13 protein-coding genes are annotated in these 18,662 nt (G+C 63.7%); 3 read left to right on the top strand and 10 right to left on the bottom strand.

Annotated elements, in window-relative coordinates:
- Positions 1-41: 41 nt before the first annotated feature.
- The 10 genes from ACODSP_RS07010 to ACODSP_RS06965 all read right to left on the bottom strand — a co-directional run bounded on the left by ACODSP_RS07010 (position 42) and on the right by ACODSP_RS06965 (position 14,970).
- Entirely contained in the window at positions 42-1,613 is a 1,572-nt protein-coding gene (locus ACODSP_RS07010) for an AMP-binding protein (RefSeq protein ID WP_488964906.1), read from the bottom strand.
- A complete protein-coding gene (locus ACODSP_RS07005; protein ID WP_488964905.1) occupies positions 1,613-3,247 on the bottom strand; it encodes a carboxylesterase/lipase family protein in 1,635 nt (544 codons plus the stop codon). The genes ACODSP_RS07010 and ACODSP_RS07005 overlap by 1 nt, the downstream gene beginning before the upstream one ends.
- Positions 3,247-4,566: a spinster family MFS transporter gene (locus ACODSP_RS07000; RefSeq protein ID WP_488964904.1), complete on the bottom strand. Its 1,320-nt coding sequence runs from the start codon at positions 4,564-4,566 to the stop codon at positions 3,247-3,249. The genes ACODSP_RS07005 and ACODSP_RS07000 overlap by 1 nt, the downstream gene beginning before the upstream one ends.
- Before the next feature lie 3 nt (positions 4,567-4,569).
- Positions 4,570-6,831, bottom strand: coding sequence for a TonB-dependent receptor (locus ACODSP_RS06995; protein WP_488964903.1), 2,262 nt, complete (start codon positions 6,829-6,831; stop codon positions 4,570-4,572).
- A 365-nt stretch (positions 6,832-7,196) separates the two neighbouring features.
- The gene (locus tag ACODSP_RS06990) at positions 7,197-8,063 is read right to left on the bottom strand and encodes a 3-keto-disaccharide hydrolase (RefSeq protein ID WP_488964902.1); all 867 of its coding nucleotides are present in this window, start codon (positions 8,061-8,063) and stop codon (positions 7,197-7,199) included.
- Between the two features lie 48 nt (positions 8,064-8,111).
- Positions 8,112-8,555, bottom strand: coding sequence for a nuclear transport factor 2 family protein (locus tag ACODSP_RS06985; protein ID WP_488964901.1), 444 nt, complete (start codon positions 8,553-8,555; stop codon positions 8,112-8,114).
- 4 nt (positions 8,556-8,559) lie between these two features.
- Positions 8,560-10,245, bottom strand: coding sequence for a GMC oxidoreductase (locus ACODSP_RS06980; RefSeq protein ID WP_488964900.1), 1,686 nt, complete (start codon positions 10,243-10,245; stop codon positions 8,560-8,562).
- Complete coding sequence (locus ACODSP_RS06975; RefSeq protein WP_488964899.1) at positions 10,242-10,850, bottom strand: gluconate 2-dehydrogenase subunit 3 family protein; 609 nt, start codon at positions 10,848-10,850, stop codon at positions 10,242-10,244. The genes ACODSP_RS06980 and ACODSP_RS06975 overlap by 4 nt, the downstream gene beginning before the upstream one ends.
- Positions 10,851-10,875: 25 nt before the next feature.
- A complete protein-coding gene (locus ACODSP_RS06970; RefSeq protein ID WP_488964898.1) occupies positions 10,876-12,438 on the bottom strand; it encodes a carboxylesterase/lipase family protein in 1,563 nt (520 codons plus the stop codon).
- A 249-nt stretch (positions 12,439-12,687) separates the two neighbouring features.
- Positions 12,688-14,970, bottom strand: a complete 2,283-nt coding sequence (locus ACODSP_RS06965) for a TonB-dependent receptor (protein WP_488964897.1) — start codon at positions 14,968-14,970, stop codon at positions 12,688-12,690.
- 284 nt (positions 14,971-15,254) lie between these two features.
- Between ACODSP_RS06965 and ACODSP_RS06960 the strand changes: the two genes are divergently transcribed.
- The 3 genes from ACODSP_RS06960 to ACODSP_RS06950 all read left to right on the top strand — a co-directional run bounded on the left by ACODSP_RS06960 (position 15,255) and on the right by ACODSP_RS06950 (position 18,656).
- Positions 15,255-15,935, top strand: coding sequence for a TetR/AcrR family transcriptional regulator (locus ACODSP_RS06960; RefSeq protein ID WP_488964896.1), 681 nt, complete (start codon positions 15,255-15,257; stop codon positions 15,933-15,935).
- Positions 15,936-16,025: 90 nt separating this feature from the next.
- Positions 16,026-17,492 carry an MFS transporter gene (locus tag ACODSP_RS06955; RefSeq protein ID WP_488964895.1) on the top strand — a complete coding sequence of 489 codons (1,467 nt, stop codon included), beginning with the start codon at positions 16,026-16,028 and terminating at the stop codon, positions 17,490-17,492.
- A 12-nt stretch (positions 17,493-17,504) separates the two neighbouring features.
- Complete coding sequence (locus ACODSP_RS06950) at positions 17,505-18,656, top strand: Gfo/Idh/MocA family protein (RefSeq protein ID WP_488964894.1); 1,152 nt, start codon at positions 17,505-17,507, stop codon at positions 18,654-18,656.
- The last annotated feature ends 6 nt before the right edge of the window (positions 18,657-18,662 follow it).

The following is an 18,662-nucleotide window of genomic DNA, read 5'->3' as shown; positions in this document are numbered from 1 at the left end:
CCAGTACCGTGACGGAAGACGCGTGGGGCGCCTCCGCCAATTCAACTGCCACCATATTGAACCCGCAGGCGGATTTTGTCGATCTTGCCGGTTCCCGCCAGCGGCATGGCATCCAACCGGATGACGGCATCGGGCAGCCACCAGGGCGCGACCTTGCCATGCAATGGGGCCAGCAGCCCCTCATCATCGATGCTGTCCCGTGTTTCCACCAGCAGGATGGGCCGTTCGCCCCATTTGGGGTGGGATCGCCCGATGACGGCGACCAGTGACACTTCCGGCAGGGCGCCAACCAGCGCCTCGATCTCTGCAGGATTGATCCATTCGCCGCCCGATTTGATCAGGTCCTTGGCCCGGCCCGTGATCATCAGGTTGCCGCGCCCGTCAATGCGGGCCAGATCGCCGGTGGGGAACCAGCCTTCCGCGTCGGTGGCGGGCGCATCCTGTCCGAAATAACGATCGATGACGGCGACGCCGCGTACCCGCAGATGCCCCTCTGTCCCCCGCTGCTGCGGCAGCGGTTTGCCATCCGCGTCGGTCAGCAGCAGGTCCACGCCCACCGATGGCCGGCCCGACAGGGCCGCGTCACGCGCCCCATCAGTGGCCGGGGCGACCGTGCCGGATGGTGACAGCTCGGTCATGCCCCAACTTGTCTGCACGATGACGCCCAGTCGCCGTTCGATCCGTTCCATCAGGGCCGGGGGCAGGGGGGAACCGCCGACGATGATCCGTTCCAGACTGGGCAGTTCCCCACCCGTGGCATCCAGATGTTCCACCAGACCCAGCCAGACGGTGGGTACACCGACACCCACCGTGACGCCTTCGGATGCGATCAACCGGGCCAGACTGGCCCCATCCGTCTGCCGCCCCGGCAGCACCAGCCGTCCGCCCACCGCCGGCACCGCAAAGGGTAGCCCCCAGGCATTGGCATGGAACATGGGGACGGCGACCAGCACGCTGTCGCGCCCCGACAGGGCCATGACATCGGCCTGCAGCAGTTTCAATGTATGCAGGAAGCTGGACCGGTGGGTGTAGGTCACGCCCTTGGGCGCACCCGTTGTGCCCGATGTGAAGCACAGGCCCGATGGCGCGGTTTCCGCGAACCCGCCCCACGCCGCATCGCGCGCTGCCCCATTGATCAATGGGTCCAGCGCGGTGGCCAACGGCCAGTCGTCAGGGGCGGCCCCGTCAATCACCAGCACTTGGATGATGCCGGGCGCCTGTGCCGTCACCTGTCGGGCCAGGGGGACAAGGTCGGCACTGACCACCAGGATGCGTGCCCCGGACTGTCCCAGCATCGCCGCCAGCTGTTCCGCCGTCAGGCGGGGGTTCAGCGTGTGGCAGACGGCACCCGCCCCCATGATGGCGTACCAGACCTCCACATGTGCCTGGCTGTTCCAGGCCAATGTTGCCACCCGGTCGCCCCGCCGCATGCCATGGAAGATCAGGATGCCGGTAACAGCCAGACTGCGGTCCATCAGGTCGGCATAGGAAATGCGGGTCGGCTCTCCCCCTTCGCGTGCCGTCACCAGCATGGCATCGGGGTGCCATTTGGCGGCATGGCGCAGGAACTGATCCAGCGTCAGGGGGAAATCCTGCATGGTTCCGTCCAGCATCAGCAGACATTCCCCTTGGGCGGCAGCACGGGTGAGGCGACGCCGGTATTCCAGTTCCAGGCCAGGGTGCCGGCGGCCCGGCGGCGGCAGACCGTGGTCTCATGCAGGGCGAACATGCCCGGTCGCATCCGCACCCCCGGCTTCGGCGTGCCGGCAAAGGCCATGTAGCCTTCTTGGCCGCCGAAGACGGGCCATGCCGGCTGTCCATCCGCCACCGGCGTGCCGGTGCGGGCGAAACTGGCCCAATAGCTGTTCATGGCCGCCGACAGACGGCGTTCGGCCGCATTGTCCGGCACCTTGGGCCACAGCGGCGGGGTACGGTCGGCGGTGCCGAAGACATAAGGGATTTCGGCGGCGTGGAAGGCGTGCAGCCCATGTTCGTCCGCCGCCGGATAGCCATGGTCGAAGAGGTAGAGATAGGCGCTCTGGCCCAGCGCCGTCTGGTTGCGGGCCAGCCGTTCCGAGGTCCAGCCATAAAGCGCGTCGCGGGTGGTGGCCAGCATGCTCTCCTCGACATTGCTGGCCGGGTAAAGCCGCAGGAACAGGTCGGCCAGATCGCCATAGCGTTCCCGGATCATCCCCTCATAAGCGGCACCATCCGCAGGTTTCGGCGGCAGCAGGAACCGAAGGGAGCGGATTTCGCCGCTGTTGAACCCGGTCAGGATAGGCACGGGCGCCTGCTGCCCCTTGTCGAAAACCTCGACCAGCTGTGCCGGCAGCACCTTGCCATCGACGGTGCCGAAGGGGATGTAGCCGGCCTTCACCGCTTCCGCCGTCAGGGTTTCCGGGTCCATGGCACGTAATGCGGCGGCATCGGCGGCGCCCACCTTGCCGGCGACATAGGCACCAATGGCTTCTGCCGCGAACTCCCCATTGCGGGGCTGTTTCAGGTCGGGCGTGGAGATCATGTAGGCGCTTTGCGCTATGGCTTTAGCAAACAGCCCCTTCGCCTGGGGGGAGGCCATCAGATACATGACCGACAGGGCGCCGGCGGACTCTCCCGCCACGGTCACATTGCCGGCATCACCACCGAAGGCGCCGATATTGTCGCGCACCCAGCGCAGGGACGCGATCTGGTCCAGCAGGCCGTAATTGCCGGAAATTCCGTCCGGGTTCTCCGCGCTGAGGCCTGGATGTGCCAGATAGCCCAGGACGCCGAGCCGGTAATTGATGGAGACGACGATCACCCCGTGCTTGGCCAAGGCTGATCCATCATACATTTCCTCATGCCCATACCCGCCGGTCAGCGATCCGCCATGGATCCAGACCAGCACGGGGGCGTTCTTCGCCCCCTCCTGTGCCCAGATGTTCAAGGACAGGCAATCCTCCCCCATGTCCTTGGGCGGGTTGGCATAGATGCTGGCCAGACGCGGGCGCGGCTGCACACAGGCGCGCCCCGGTTCGCCCGCATCGCGGACCCCGGTCCAGGCGGGCAGCGGTTCGGGTGCCTTCCAGCGGCGTTCGCCCACGGGTGGCTGGGCGTAGGGAATGCCCTTGAAGATGGTCAACCCATCCTTGGCGCGGCCCATCAGGGTGCCTGCCGGGGCAGTGACGGTGGGATTGTCCTGCGCCATGGCGGCAAAGGACAGAAAGGCGGTCGCCGCGCAGGCGCCCAGGCGAAGGGAAAGGCGCATCAACGGCCTCCGTTCCGGTGTGCCATCCCCTTCAACACCCGCGCCAGGATCAAAAACATGCCGATGGCCAGGAAATAGAAGGGGATCAGGGTGTAAAAGGCGATTTGCAGGGAATTGTCCTGGTTGGCCGCCCGGAAATAGTCACTGGCCGCGCCCAGATAGGTTGGCCCCAGGCCCAGCCCGATCATGTTCATGACCAGCAGCAGCAGGGCACCCGACATAACACGCTGATTGGGCCGCACTGCCTCCTGCACCAGGGCCACGGCGGGCGACAGGTAGAAATAGTTGAAGAAGGTCGGACCGATCAGGAACAGCAGCGCCAGTTCCCAGCCCGGTGCCCAGACGAAACCGGCAAAGAACGGCACCGCCCCCAGCAGGCCCACCGCCGGGATCAGGGCATAGGCCTGCCGGAAGCGCACTGAGTACCGGTCGATCAGGCGGCCCGACGCATACATGCCCAGGCTGATCCCCACCCCGATAAGCAGCGCGTAATAAAGCGCCACCTCCTGCAGGCTCATCCCCTTTTCCCGCATCAGGAACAGGACGGTGAAATTCATCACGGCATAGGTAACGAACTGTGTGGCGCCACAGGCCAGCGACAGCAGCAACAGATCCTTGCGGCCAAAGAACATGGAGACGGTTTCCATGAACCCGGCCTTCTCCATCGGGGCGGCGGTCGCGCCCGGTGCCGGCGCATCCAGGCCGCCACGTTTCGGCTCCCGGATGGTGGTCCAGACGATGAGAGCCGCGACGATACCGACCATGCCCAGCACGACAAAGGCGCTGCGCCAGCTATAGGCGGCGGCGATGGAGGCGCCGAAGGCAACCCCCATGGCCTGACCCAGCGGCGGACCCAGATTGAACAGGCCCAGCGCCGTGCCCCGCCGGCCCGGCGCGAAGTAGTCGGTGATAATGGCGTAGGAGGGGGGAACGCCCCCTGCCTCTCCCACCCCCACCGCCATACGCGCCGCGACCAGCTGCGGGTATGTGGATGCCATGCCGCAGGCGACCGTCGCCGCACTCCACAGCGCACACGCAATGGACAGCACCTTCACCCGGTTCGCCCGGTCAGCCAGCCAGGCCACGGGAATGGAGATGGTGCAATAGAACAGCGCGAAATAAAGCCCGCTGATCAGGCCCAGTTGCCCGTCGGTCACCCCCAGATCATCCTGGATGGGCTTGGCCAGGATCGACAGCAACTGCCGGTCCAGGAAGTTCAGCACATAGACGAAGCACAGCGCACCCAGCACGTACCAGGCGCGGGCGTCCGGCGGCGGATGGGCCGCCGGACTGTGCAAGGGGGAAGGGGCGGCATTCATGGCTTAATACTCATAGCCGATGCGGACGCCCACGGTGCGTGGCCGCATCGTACCGAAGCGGCTTGCCAGGAAGGCTTCCGGGTGGATGTAGGTGATCGAATGATCGTCGAACAGATTCTCCACATACGCGGTCGCTGTCCAGTTCCCCTTGGTCAAACCGAAGCTGGCATTGACGTTGCTGTAACTGTCGGTCTTGCCATAGGTCGGGCTGACCCGGTTAGGCGCACCCGGCACATTGGGGAAGGAGGAGGGGAAGGAGCCCACATGCTGCCAGTTGGCCGTGGTGAACCCATCCAGTTCCGGCGCCAGATTGAACCAGTATTGGGCGAAGACCGACCCCTGGAAGCGCGGCGACGACAGGCGGGCCCCCTCCACGGCGCCGGAAATCGCGGCCTCCGCCGCCGACAGTTTCGTCACCTTTGCGGTATTGACCGATCCGTTCAGGCCGATGGTCAGGCCCGTGGCCGGCACGGCGGCGATTTCAAACTCGATACCCTTGCTGCGCGCCGCCCCGATATTGGTGGCGAACTGCACGCTGTCGGAGGTTCGGTTGGCCTGCACCTGGATGTTCTTCCAGTCGATATAATAGGCGGCCAGATGCGCTGTCAGCTTGCCGTTCAGCCAGCGGCCCTTCAGCCCCAGCTCATAGTTGGTCAAATCGTCCGAACTGGCGCCATAGGGGATGATCAGGTCGTTGGCATTCACCACGCTGGGCCGTCCGGCATAGGCATTGACCACGGGTGCCCGGAAACCGGTGGAGACGCTGGCATAGGTGGTGATGGGGTCATTGACGCGGTAAGACGCGCTGACCTTGTAGGATGGCTTGGAGCCCTTGGCCTTCACCCCCGTCGCTGCCGGAATGGGCACCATGGGCAACTGCCCGGACTGTCCTGTCAGGGCCCAGGTCAGGTAGGCGGAGTTATAGCCGCCTTCCGTGAAACCCTGCGCATCCAGCTTTCCGTAGCGCAGGCCACCCGTCAGCCAGAATTTCTCATTCACGTGATAGGTCAGCTCCCCGAACCCCGCCAACTCGTGGGAGATCGTGTGGACATACTGGCGCTGGTAATATTCATCCGGCAGGCCGGTGATGCGGCGTGCCGCCAGGAAGGCCGGCGACGAGCGGTAGAAATAATCAACGTCGTGCCGGCGATCCAGGTAGAAGCCGCCGATGGTCCAGTCCCAGTCCCCGCCGGGGTCGGATGCCAGCCGCATCTCCTCCACGAACGTATCCTGATAGCCATTGGCATCCAGGCCGAAGGCGATGGCCTGATTGAAGGTGCCGGCCAGATCGACCCAGAATTTCTGGTCGAAGCTGGAATAGGTCGTTGAACTGGTCAGCTTGGCGCCATCGAACTGATAGTCGATGGTGGCGTTATAGCTGGTCAGCACGCCGGAATAGAGGTCGGGCCGGTCGGAGATGCGCTTTTCACGGCCCAGTGACGGGCTGGTCAGCGAACTGTCGCGCGGGTTGCTGTTTTCGCGCGACGCCAGCAGGCGCACCGACATCTGGTCGGCGGGTTTCCATTGCAGGATGGCCCGCCCGCCCCAGCTTTCCAGCGTATTGGAATTGTGGATGCCGGTGCCGACATTATCCAGATAGCCTTCCTCATGCCGGTAGAAGCCGACGACACGCAGCGCCAGTTCATCCTCCACCAGCGGTGTGTTCAGCATCAGGTTATAGCGCTGACGCAGGCTGTCCGACCCGGTCAGGCCGTAATCCGTCTGCGCGGCGGCGTCGAATTTCCGCAAATCCGGGCTTTTGGTCAGGATGCGCATGGCGCCCGACAGCGAGCCGGAGCCGAACAAGGTCCCCTGCGGCCCGCGCAGGAACTCCACCCGCTCCACATCGAACAGGGTCGGGTCCAGCACGGTCGTGTTGCCGATGGTGGAGATGGGCAGTTCGTCGATATAGACGGCCACCGTGCTTTGCAGGTTGGCGCCATAGCCGTTGGTGGCGATGCCGCGTGCCGTGAAATTGTTGAAGTTGGCGCTGGGCCGGTTCAGCACCACACCCGGTGTCTCCCGCGCCAGCCCCTCATACCCGACCACGCCCTTGATGTTCAGGTCTTCCTGCGAGAAGGCGGTGATGGACAGCGGCACTTCGCTGATATTCTGGGCGCGGCGGGTGGCGGTGACGATGATTTCCTGCAACGCATCTTCCTGCGTCGCGGCCTTGCGGGTGGGCGCCGTATCCTGCGCCAGGGCATGGGTCGAAATCGTGGTCAGCGCGACCGCGCAGGCGGACGCGAGCAGCTTGGCCCTCATGTGAAGCGTTCTCCCTATTGGCCGCCGGTCGTTTCGCCAGCGTGCTTGAAGGGGAGAATGGGGCAAGCACATGTCCCTGTCAACATTCACTATCGTGTGTGTGAATATTGTTGGTGAAGCAAAAAGCCTGCCCGATCCGACCCTGCGGAGGGTAGGGAAAGCCGAAGGTTTGTCAGGAGCTGTTGAGATTTGAAGTCAATCGAGTTCACCTCGCCTCAACAGTCATCCACTTGATATTCGCCCACCGTAGGTCGTGGGTGAGGCGTATGCCGAACCCCGACATTTAATGGGACCGTCGCTTGTCGGGGTTCGCTTGGCGCTCACCCGCGACCTACGGCTAGCAGTCATCAGCCGAGGCTTCTGGCCTAGTAGGACCCGTCCCTAACCGCCTTGATGTCGTTGTCCGACAATGGCCGCAGGGCGATATTGCGGAAGCTGATTTCCGCAGCCTCAATCTCCAGGGCGATGCGGCCACCGGTGAGGGAACGCCATTCGGCGGGATTATCCTCCCGCCGTGTCCGCATCGCGAACAGGGTCGTGACGATTCGGCCATTCACCAGATGCGCCGCCTGATCCCCGAACGCGATCAGATCAAGCTGGTTCCAGCCGTCCAGCCGCTCGAAATCGCCCGTCTTGCGGAACCATTGCCGTTCAATGGGGCCGGCTTTGATAGGCGGCACATATTCACGCGAAAAGCTGGGCGGGTAGTTCGGCCACAGGGCCGTGCCGCCCAGGTTCGGACCTTCCAGCGCCTGGGTATTGATCATAATGGCGTCGCCGACATCCGTTTCTTCCACCTGGAATTCCACGGAATCGGGGTAGAGAACGCCACGCGTGGCCTTCATATGGTAGAGGATGCCGCTGTTGCGCTTGGCCAGGCGGCGCGGGGCGAACCGTCGCTCGCCCCATTTGAATTCCAGGCGCAGATGGTAGTTGCCATATTCCTGCGCGGTGGCCAGATGGCCGAAACCGACCTTGCCCCCGCCCCCGAATGTCGGCCCAAGCACGTGCAGGGTCCCGTCCCGGATATCCAGCACACCGCCGGTATCCGTGTCGCCCACCCCGTCTTGAAAGAAGGTCCAGCCGGACAGATCCTTGCCATTGAACAGGGGTGTCCAGCCGGCCTCCTGACCGGCTTGCGCCTGACGCATAAGGGTGGGGGCCAGCGCAGTGGCAAACGCACCACCCATTCCCATCCCCATCAGATGGCGGCGGGATATCGGCTGCGGCATGGCTGTCTTCCCTGGCAAGGCATGGGCGACTTTCGCCGACATGCGTGATTACGGGCGAAGGCGATCGAAATAGCTGGCGGCCTGATCGGCTGTCAGTTCCTGTTTCAAATCCCAATGTTCCCGGATCAGCCCGTCCTGCCAGCGGAAGATATCCATCACCGCCGCCCGTATCCCGGTCCCGACACGCACATCCAGCATCACGATGGACAAGGCACCCTGATTGATGGTGCTGACGGGATTGATCAGGAACTCCGGGCGCGCGAACATCGGTTCCAGTACCTTGATGGCGGCCTCCCGGCCCTGCGCCATGCCGTTGCTGTGCTGAATGTAATCGACGGCGACGTACTGTTCGAAGGCCGCCCGCACCTGTTTTTGCCGATAGAACAGGGTGCAGAACATGTCGAGGGCCGGCGGGGTGCTGGCCTGCGCCCCGCCCGCCGCCACCAGGGGCAGGATACCCGCCAAAGACAGGAACTGCTTTCGGTCCAGCATGGCGTCAGATCCGCCCTTCCTTCAGCATCTTCACCGCCGTGTCACAGGCCCTGGCCGTCATGGCCATATAGGTCAGCGACGGGTTCTGACAGGCGGACGATGCCATGGCGGCGCCATCGGTCACAAACACGTTGGGCACGTCATGCAACTGGTTCCAGCGGTTGGTGACCGACATGCGCGGATCATGGCCCATCATGGCCCCGCCCATCTCATGAATGGCGCTGCCGCCCACGCCCGGACGGTTCAGCGACATGATCACCTTGCCGCCGGCGGCGGTCAGCATGGCGCTGGCTTCCTTGCCCGCGTCGGTCAGGGCCTTTTGCTCATTCTCGCCATGGGTGAAATCCACCTGCAGCAATGGCGCACCGAACGCGTCCACCTTTACCGGGTCCAGGCGCAGGCGGTTCGTTTCCCGTGGCAGGCTTTCGGCGAAGGTGACCAGCACCATGCGCCAGGGGCCGACATTGCGCAGGTTCTCCTTGAAGCCGGCGCCGATGCCGGGTTCCCGCTTGCCGCGTGTCCAGGCACTGCGCAGCGCGCCGCCCTGGAAACTATAGCCGCGGACGAAATCGCCTTCCGCCTGGTCCCCCAGATTGCGGAAACGGGGGATGATGATGCCCGTCGGCCGGTTGCCGAAGGTGGTGCGGTCCTGGAAACTGTCGAACAGGGCGATGGCCCCCACCGTGCTGGCATGGTCCATGATATGGGTGCCCAGCCGGCCGCTGCTATTGCCCAACCCGTTGGCAAACGCGGCAGAGCGGGAGCGCAGCAGGACATGGTTGGTGTTGAATGCCCCGGCATTCATGAAAATGATGCGGGCGGTGTAGCGGCGGCGCTCCCCCGTCTTCACATTCAAGACCGACACGCCGCTGGCGCGCTTGGTCTTGGCATCATAATCGACGGTTTCCACCACCGTGTCGGTGATCAGGGTCAGGTTGCCCGTGGCCTGCGCCGCCGGCAGGGTGGAACTCTGCGTGCTGAAATAGGCGCCATAGGAACAGCCGCGCTGACAGATCATCCGGTTCTGGCAGGCGCTGCGGCCTTCCTTTTCCTGCGTCAGATTGGCGGTGCGCCCGATGGTCAGGCGGCGGTCGGGCCATTTCGCCTCAATCGCGGCCTTGGCATGCTTTTCCAGCACGTTGAGCGCCATCGGCGGCTGATAGATGCCGTCAGGCAGGGATGACAGGCCTTCATTCTGTCCCGACACGCCGATGAACCGTTCGACATGATCGTACCAGGGCTTCAGATCGGCATAACGGATGGGCCAGTCGACACCATGACCGTCCTGCTTGTTGGCCCCGAAATCATGGTCGCTCATCCGGTAGGTCTGGCGCCCCCAGGTCAATGAGCGTCCCCCCAACTGATAGCTGCGCCACCAGTTGAATTCCTTGCCTTCGGCCACGGAATAGGGATTTTCACGGTCATTGACGAAATGGTTCTGGGTATATTCGGTGAAATGCCGGTTCTTGGATTGAACGGCGAAGTCGGTCGCATAAAGCTGCGGATCACCGACGCCCCGAAACGGCATCTCCCACGGGGATTTCATTTCGGTGACATAGTCGGCGCCATGTTCGATATGGCGACCGCGTTCGACCATCAGGACCTTCAGGCCCTTTTCGGTCAGTTCCTTTGCCGCCCAGCCGCCGGTGATGCCGGAGCCGACGACGATGGCATCGAAATCTTTGCTCATCCGAATTCCACCGCTGTCCAGTCGTTTGACCAGGCCCGATCCTTGGGGCCGACGGGGATGTCCGGGTCGAAGCGGCCCGGCACCAGTTCAAAACGCAGTTCCTGGCTGGCGCCGATTTCCGACGTGTAATAGCCAGTGACAATCAGGCCCTTCAGCGTGCGCCAGGGCGATTTTTCATTGCCGCGCGTATAGGCCTGGGAATCCAGGTCGGTCAGCACCCTGACCTGCATGTCCGGGCTGGCCGACAGGAACGCCCGGCCCGCCTTAAGGTTCAGTTCAAAGGACAGCCAGTCCAGGATGCCGGCATCCGCCGGGGCCTTGCCGCCGGTGAAAAGTGCCGCTGCGACCGGCCCATTTGATCCCGATATTCCGTGTCCAATGGCCAGGGCCAGGAAGGCGGGAACGCCGGCCTTCACCGCACCCGGCGTGTCCGTATCGGGAATGACCAGATCGCAGACACGGGCAACAAGGGTACGGTGGCGGTCGGGCAGGGGGGCGCCCGTTGCCACCTGTGCCCACACATCCGCCGGGGTCAGGGCCAGTGCCATGCCCGACAGCAGCAGGCCACGGCGGCCAATGCCGGCGCGCGATATCTCTTCCTGCATCAAAACTCTCCTTCTCCGCCGAAGGTCAGAACAGGCCCAGTTTCCCGCCATTGGCCACGAAGGCACTGTAGGCCTGACGCTTGGCCGGGGACAAAGGTTCGATCACCCCGGTCCTGTCGCCAAGGCCCATTACGCGGCCATTCGCCAGGACCGGCCATTCCGGCAGCCCGGCACCGTTCGGGTTGCCGTTCTTCACGAAATTGGCCCAGTACTGGCCCAGTGTGCCGGCGATGTCATGGTCCGCCTTGGTGAAGGGGCGGGTGGATTTGTCCAGCGTGGCGAACACATAGGGCAGTTCGGCGGAATGAAACGTGCCGAACCGGGCCGGATCACTGCCGGGCTGCGGGTGCTGGAACAGATAGGCATAAACGGGGGCGGCACCGGGCTGCCGGGTCTGTGCCCAGATCAGCATGGAGGCGGTGGCCTGTTCGCGCAGCAGGGCCTTGGCCGCCTCACCCGCCGCCGGACCATCGCCCCCCTGATAGAAGGGGCGGAAGGACACCGCCTGTGTGCCGAAGCGGCGGTCGATCAGGTCGTTCAGCTTGATCGAACTCGTCAGGTGCCAGTCGGGACCATTGCTGCTTTCATCCGTCGTCAGACCGGTCAGGACGGTGATGTCCTGACGCTGCCGCGCCGGATCGGGCAGGATGGCGGGTTCCGTGATGGGAAAGAAGCGCAGGCCCGGCGGCCCGACGGACGGGTCCTTCGCCGCCTTGGCCAGTTGTTCGGGCGACAGGGCACGCAGGGCGGCGATACCGGTCACTCCGGCGGCGTCCATGACCTTCTGCCCTCGCACCTCGGCGTCAGACAGCGGCAGGCTGGGAATGCCCATGCCGGACCCGCTTTGCGCGATGGCGCGGATGAACAGCCCGTCTGCCTTGGGTGAAGACAGCATGGCGTGGACAGAGGCCGCACCCGCCGATTGTCCGGCAATCGTCACCCGTTTGGGGTCACCCCCGAAATTCGCGATATTCTTCTGGACCCAATGCAGGGCCGCCACCTGATCCATCAGGCCGTAATTGCCCGAAGAGCCCGCTTCGGCGGTCAGCGCCGGATGGGCCAGGAAGCCATAGATCCCGACGCGATAATTGATCGTGACGACGATGATGCCGCGTGCGGCCAGCTTCTCCCCATCATAAAGGGGGACAGAACCCGAACCACCCGCAAACCCACCGCCATGCACCCAGACCATGACCGGATGGCTGACATTGCCGGCTACCGCCGGGCGCCAGACATTGACCGACAGGCAATCCTCACTCATGGGGCGGGTGGGAAAATACTCCGCCGTCCAGGGTGACCCGCCGGGCGGTGTATAGGGAGGTTCCTGCTGGCAATCGGCACTGAACTGCGTGGCGTCGCGCACGCCGGACCATGCCGCAACAGGCTGCGGCGGGCGCCAGCGGTTGGCACCGCCGGTATCACCGGCATAGGGAATGCCCAGAAAACGGTCGATACCGTTCTGGGTGGACCCTGCCACACGCCCCGCCTCCGTCACGGCCTCCGGGCTTGCAGCGCCCGCCATTGACGGCATGGCACACAGGGCCAGCAATGATGCACCAACCCGCAGAATGGAGAAATTCCACCGCACCTGACACCTCCCGATACTGAAAGCCGGCTGATACAAGCGGCATGAAATCATGACCGATGGTCAAGATTTCGTGCCCCTCAATCGCCGGCAGGCGCATCCGCGCCCTTTGCTACGCCGCATGCGCGGCGCGGCGGTAGTCACCGCCGTACCAACGGTCATAATTTATGACCGTTGGTATAAAGCCGGACATGGATGCCGGGGAATTTCCCCCGGCATCCATGATCTCAAGCCAATACAGTGCGCCGGCGATCAGAACCGGTAGGTGCCCTGCACGCCAAACGTACGCGGCGGGCCATAGATGGAGTTATAGATCAGCGAACCGGCAGCAGCGTTGAAATTCGCAAAGGCCAGCGGCTGCTTGTCCTCCAGATTGCGGATATAGGCCTGGACCGTATAGTCGCCGTCGCCCGAGTTATATTCGACCGACAGGTCGGTCATCATATAGCCCTTCTGACGCAGGGCAGCCCAGTTCACGACCGACAGGTAATGGGCCGACTTGTACCGGCTGAAGGCCGAGGCCACGACATTCGCGCCGTCACCCAGCTCGAACGTATGGCTGTAACCGGCGGACAGGGTCCATTTCGGGGCCTGCGGCGGGCGGTTGCCCTTCAGGTTGAACTGCTGGACGCCGGGGGTGACCGGATCGGCATCGTTGATCGGGTTGCCATTCACACCGACCAGCGAGGTCGCGAAGCTCTGCACCTTGGCATCCAGGTAATTGACGGTGAAGGACAATTCGTCATTTTCCGTCAGCAGGATGCTGGTATCGGTCTCGATACCCCAGACGCGCGACTTACCGGCGTTCAGGGTGCGGGCGCCGATATTATTGTCCACGAACACCTGGATCTGCTGATCCTTGTAATCATAGTAGAAGGCAGAGGCATTGAACTGCAGGCGGCCACCATTGAAGCGGTTCTTGGTACCGACCTCGTAGGCAACCAGCTCTTCCGGCTCGTAAGCGCCAACGCTGTCGAAACCGCCGCTCTTATAACCGGTGCTGAGCTTGCCATAGACTAGGCTGTCATCCGCCGGCTTCCAGTCGATGCCGATATTGCCGGTAACCTGATCGGAAGAAGAACGCGGGCGCAGGATGGTGGCACCGGCGGAGCCGAATGCCGGCGGGGTCGTGCCCTCGCCACGGCCAAAACGCGCGCCGTAATTGTAGAACGTGGCGCTCTTGGCGTCGTCGGTATAGCGCAGGCCACCGGTCAAGGTCAGTTCCGGACCGGCCACCGGCACCGTAACCTGCCCGAAGGCGGCCTTGGACTTGGACAGGATGTCCGGGCGGTAGAAATAGTTCAGAAAGGCGCGCGGCAGTTCCAGATACAGGCCGCGCGACAGGTCGACCTTCTCACGGAAGTAGAAACCGCCCAGCTGATAGAACAGGCCGTTATCCAGCGTGTTCGACAGGCGCAGTTCATGGCTCTGCGTCTGCGAATTCAGCTTGTTGTTGCGGAAGGTGAAGGTCGCGGGCAGATAGCCATTCAGCGGCAGGACGCTGTTGGTTTCATTGTCGCGATAGCCACCCAGATAGGCCAGCGTACCCAGGTCGAAATCAAACTCGACCCGGCCGCGCAGGGCAAACTGCTCGCTGTTGAAATTGCCCAGATCACCCAGGGGATAATTCTTGGTATTGATGCCGCTGAAGGTCAGGTTGGCGGGAATACCATTATTTTCAAACGCGGTGGTCGACGGGATGGCGTCGATGACCCCGGCGGAGTAGGCGGGATTGGTCAGAACGCCGTTCTGGGCCACCAGGATACCGAACTGCGACGGCGGCAGCTGATCGACATTCACATACTCACCAGCCAGATAGGTGCGGATATTCTCCGTGGGTTCCCAGGCGATGGCGAGGCGGGCCGCATCGACATTCTGGTCCTCGCCACGACCGACGGCGCCATGCTTGCGATAGCCCTTGTGATCGGTGTGCATGCCGGCGACACGGACGGCAACCGTATCCCCCAGCGGGACATTGACGGCACCCTCGGCCCGCTTGGCGTCGAAATTGCCATAGCCGACGGTCAGGAAGCCGGCGGTCTTGCCCAGCTGCGGCTTGGCGGCGATGATGTTGATGGCGCCGGCGGTCGCGTTGCGGCCATAGAGCGTACCCTGCGGACCGCGCAGAACCTCAATCCGTTCCAAGTCAAAGAAGCTGGCATTCAGTGCGACCGGACGGTTGATGTACTCGCCATCGATGCCGATGGTCAGCGCGGGATCGGACGCTTCGGAAATGTCCTGGCTGGACACGCCGCGCACCGAAATCTTCGTAAAGATCGTGTCATTGGTGACATTCAGATCGGGTGCCAGACGCGCCAGACCATTGACGTCCGATACGCCGGACTTGACCAGATCATCGCCCGTGAAGGCGCGGATGGCGATGGGCGTGTCCTGCAGGTTGGTCGCGCGCTTGGTCGCGGTCACCACGATTTCTTCCAGCACCAAAGCGTTGTTGCTTTCGGCCTGGGCCATGGCGGAAGCGGCATGAAGAGTAGTGGCCCCTGCGGCAAGCAGGAGCATCGAACGGATGCGCATTTTGGTTCCTCCCGATGTGGCCGGCACTGTTTACCGGCCAGGCTCTGGGTTCTTTTCTAAAACTAGAACCCTAATTCTGAAAACTATGTAATCGAAGGATCGTTCGGACGTCAAGCCATTCCGTGACGGATTCAGCGACGAATGTATGCGCACGGGAAGCCTGCTGCCTGGCAGGGGTTTTTCCGCTGGCGTCATGTGGGGGCGCAGCCTATGATAAACCATATAGAATCAGTACTTTGTTTTCAGATCGTGCCGTCCGCGGGCGATCACATGAATGATGGGGCGTGAAAGTGTCGATGGTGGATGAGGATCAGGAAGTCGAACCGTTGCTGAACCCAACGGGCCGTGAACCCAAACAGGGACGCAGCCGTGCCTCCTTCGAACGGATGCTGGCCGCCGCCACGGATTTGCTGATCGAACGCGGAAATGACGATTTCGCCCTGACCGACGTGGCCAAGCGCGGCAAGGTTTCCATCGGCTCCATCTATTGCCGATTCGACAGCAAGGACGACTTGATCCAGGCGGTGCAGCGCCGCGTTATGGAGAGAATGGCCGATGAGGAGGTGGAGATGATTGGCCGCCTCACCGAAAAATCCACTAGCCTGGATGTACTTATCCGCAACTTCGTGGAGGAACTGGCCGAGTTTCTGAAGCGCAATGCGCCGGTTCTGCGGCCCATGATGCTGCGCGCGTCATCCGACCCCGTGGTGCGCGCCATGGGGCGCAAGGGCTATGATTCTTTGGTTGAAAAGGTCATGGTCACGCTGTTGTCGCGGCGCGATGAAATTGGTCATGAGTTGCCGGAACTGGCCTGCGAAATGACTTTGCGGATCGCCTATTCGGCCTTTGCCCGTTATCTGGGCTTCGGCACGGTTGGCGATACGGGCACCAAGGCGGACTGGAAGAACCTTAAAACCGAGGTGGGTGTGATGTGCTCCACCTATCTGCGCAACGGCAACCGATGACCCGTTGACGGATGGGGCGTTCCGTTTATAAACAGAATTACGATTCTGTTCTGATCTGCTGTGATCAGACCCAATGGAAAGGCACATCCCATGGCATCCGCCGCCAGCCCGGGGGGCAAGCGGGGGCCGGCCCTATCCGCCATCGATCAGGCCGCCGCCTTGACGCCCAAACGGCGTCAGATGGCCCTGGTGGTGGTGGCCGGCGCCTTCATGATGGACCTGATCGACCTGACCATCGTCAATGTGGCCCTGCCGTCGATCCAACGCGACCTGTCCGCCGATACGGCCCAGATGCAGTGGCTGGTCGCCGGCTATGCCGTGGCCTTTGCCATCCTGCTGATCACCGGCGGGCGGCTGGGCGATACCCATGGCTACCGCCGACTGTTCATGATCGGCATGGCCGGGTTCACCCTGACCTCCCTGCTTTGCGGCCTGTCGGTCAGCGGGCCGATGCTGGTGGTGGCGCGGCTGGCGCAGGGGGCGACGGCGGCGCTGATGCTGCCGCAGGTCATGTCCCTGATCCAGGTCATGTATCCGCCCGCCGAACGGATCGCCGCCCTGTCGGTGTTCGGCGTGCTGGGTGGTGTCGCTGCCGTATTGGGGCCGGTGATCGGCGGACTGCTGATCGAGGCCAACCTGTTCGGGCTGGGCTGGCGGCCCATCTTCCTGATCAACGGGCCGCTGGGCGTGATCGGTCTTTATGCGGCCTGGCGTTTGCTGCCTTCGGGCCGGTCGCCGCATGGCGGCGGTGTCGACCTGCCCGGAACCGCCCTGATCGCGGCCACCCTTCTGGCCCTGATGCTGCCGCTGCTGCAGGGGCGGGAGGCGGGATGGCCGCTCTGGTGCCTGATCCTGCTGGCCTGCGCCCCGCTGCTGGCGCTGCTGTTCATCCGCCATATCAGGATGCGGGCGGGGGCGGGGACCGGGCTGGTCGATCCTGTCCTGTTCGTCAATCGCGGCTTCTCCATCGGGCTGGGCATGTCGCTCTGTTTCCAGGCGACGACGGCGGGTTTGTTGTTCATCCTGACCCTGACGCTGCAATATGGGTTGGGCTGCACACCGTTGGAAACCGCCTTGGTCCATGTCCCCTACGCGCTGGGCGCGTCGGTCGCCATCGGTGGCGTGGCCCGGCGGGCCCTGCCGCGCATGGGGCTGCGCCTGCCCCTGCTGGGCGTGGCGGTGATGCTGTCTGGCATGCTGGCGCTGGCCGCACTGATCTGGGGGCAGGGCGGGTTGGTGCTGGTGGGTGTTGCCCTGTTGATCACCGGCACAGGCATGGGCCTTGTTGGCGGGCCGACGGGGCCGATCACCCTGTCGGATGTGGAACTGATCCATGCCGGATCGGCGTCCGGGACACTGAAGGCGGTGCAGCAGTTGGGTGCGGCATCGGGTGCGGCCCTGATCGGCGGCACCTATTTCACCCTGGCCCAGGGTTTGACGGCAGAGGCGGCGCGCAACGCCTTCCTCACCACCATGCCGTTGCTGGTCCTGCTGCTGATGATGGTTGGTTTTCTGATCACGCGGTTGCCGCGCGATCTGCGGCTGTTCAAGAAATAACGGGAGGGTGAGATGAGTGAGCCTGTTCTGCGCCTGGGCATGATCGGCGGTGGTCCCGGCAGCTTCATCGGTCCGGTTCACCGCATGGCGGCGGAACTGGACGGGAAGATCCGGCTGGTCGCCGGCGCCTTCAGCAGCGATGCGGAGCGGTCGCGACAGGCCGGCGCCGGTTACGGTATTGATCCCGCCCGCGCCTATGCCAGCCATCAGGCCATGATCACGGCGGAGGGCGCGCGGCCCGACGGCATCGACCTTGTCGCCATCGTCACCCCCAACCATCTGCATGTGCCGGCCAGCATCGACGCGCTGAAAGCCGGCCTGCATGTGATGTGCGACAAGCCCGCGGCCCTGTCGCTGGCCGAACTGAAGCAGTTGGCAACCGCGACATCCGGGTCGAAGGGGCTCTATGCCCTGACCCACACCTATACCGGCTATCCGCTGGTGCGGGAGGCGCGGGCGCTGGTGGCGTCGGGCCGGATCGGACGGCTGCGCAAGGTGGTGGTGGAATATAGCCAGGGCTGGCTGTCCACCCCGCTGGAGGATACGGGCAGCAAGCAGGCCGGCTGGCGCACCGATCCCGCCAAATCCGGGGTGGGTGGCTGTATCGGTGATATCGGCGTGCACGCCTTCAATCTGGCGGAATATGTCAGCGGCGCCCCCGTGCGGGAACTGTGCGCTGACCTGTCCATCATGGTGCCCGGTCGCCGGCTGGATGATGATTGCAACATCCTGCTGCGGTTCGACGATGGCAGCGTACCCGGCGTACCGGGCGTGCTGCACGCGTCGCAGATCGCGGCGGGTGACCGCAATGGCCTGCGCCTGCGCGTCTATGGGACGGAGGCGGGCCTGGACTGGTCGCAGGAAACGCCCAACACCCTGACCATCCATGGCCTGGATGGAAGGACGGAAGTGCTGCATGCCGGCGCCGGCAATCTGGGTCTTGCCGCCCGCAACGCGACGCGCCTGCCCACCGGTCATCCGGAGGGCTACATTGAGGCTTTCGCCAATCTCTACCGCGACTTTGCCTCAGCCATCCGTGCCGGCGCCATGCCGGCTGATGGCAGCCTGCCGGGGCTGGAGGCGGGCCTGCGCGGCATGGGTTTCATCGAAACAGCAGTCGCCAACTCCGCCGCCCGCGCCGGGTGGGTCCGGCTGGAGATTTGAGCCGTA

Source organism: Niveispirillum sp. FG156, assembly GCF_057809555.1.
The sequence above is the reverse complement of the archived record's forward strand: the minus strand, read 5'-3'. Positions and strand labels throughout refer to the sequence as shown.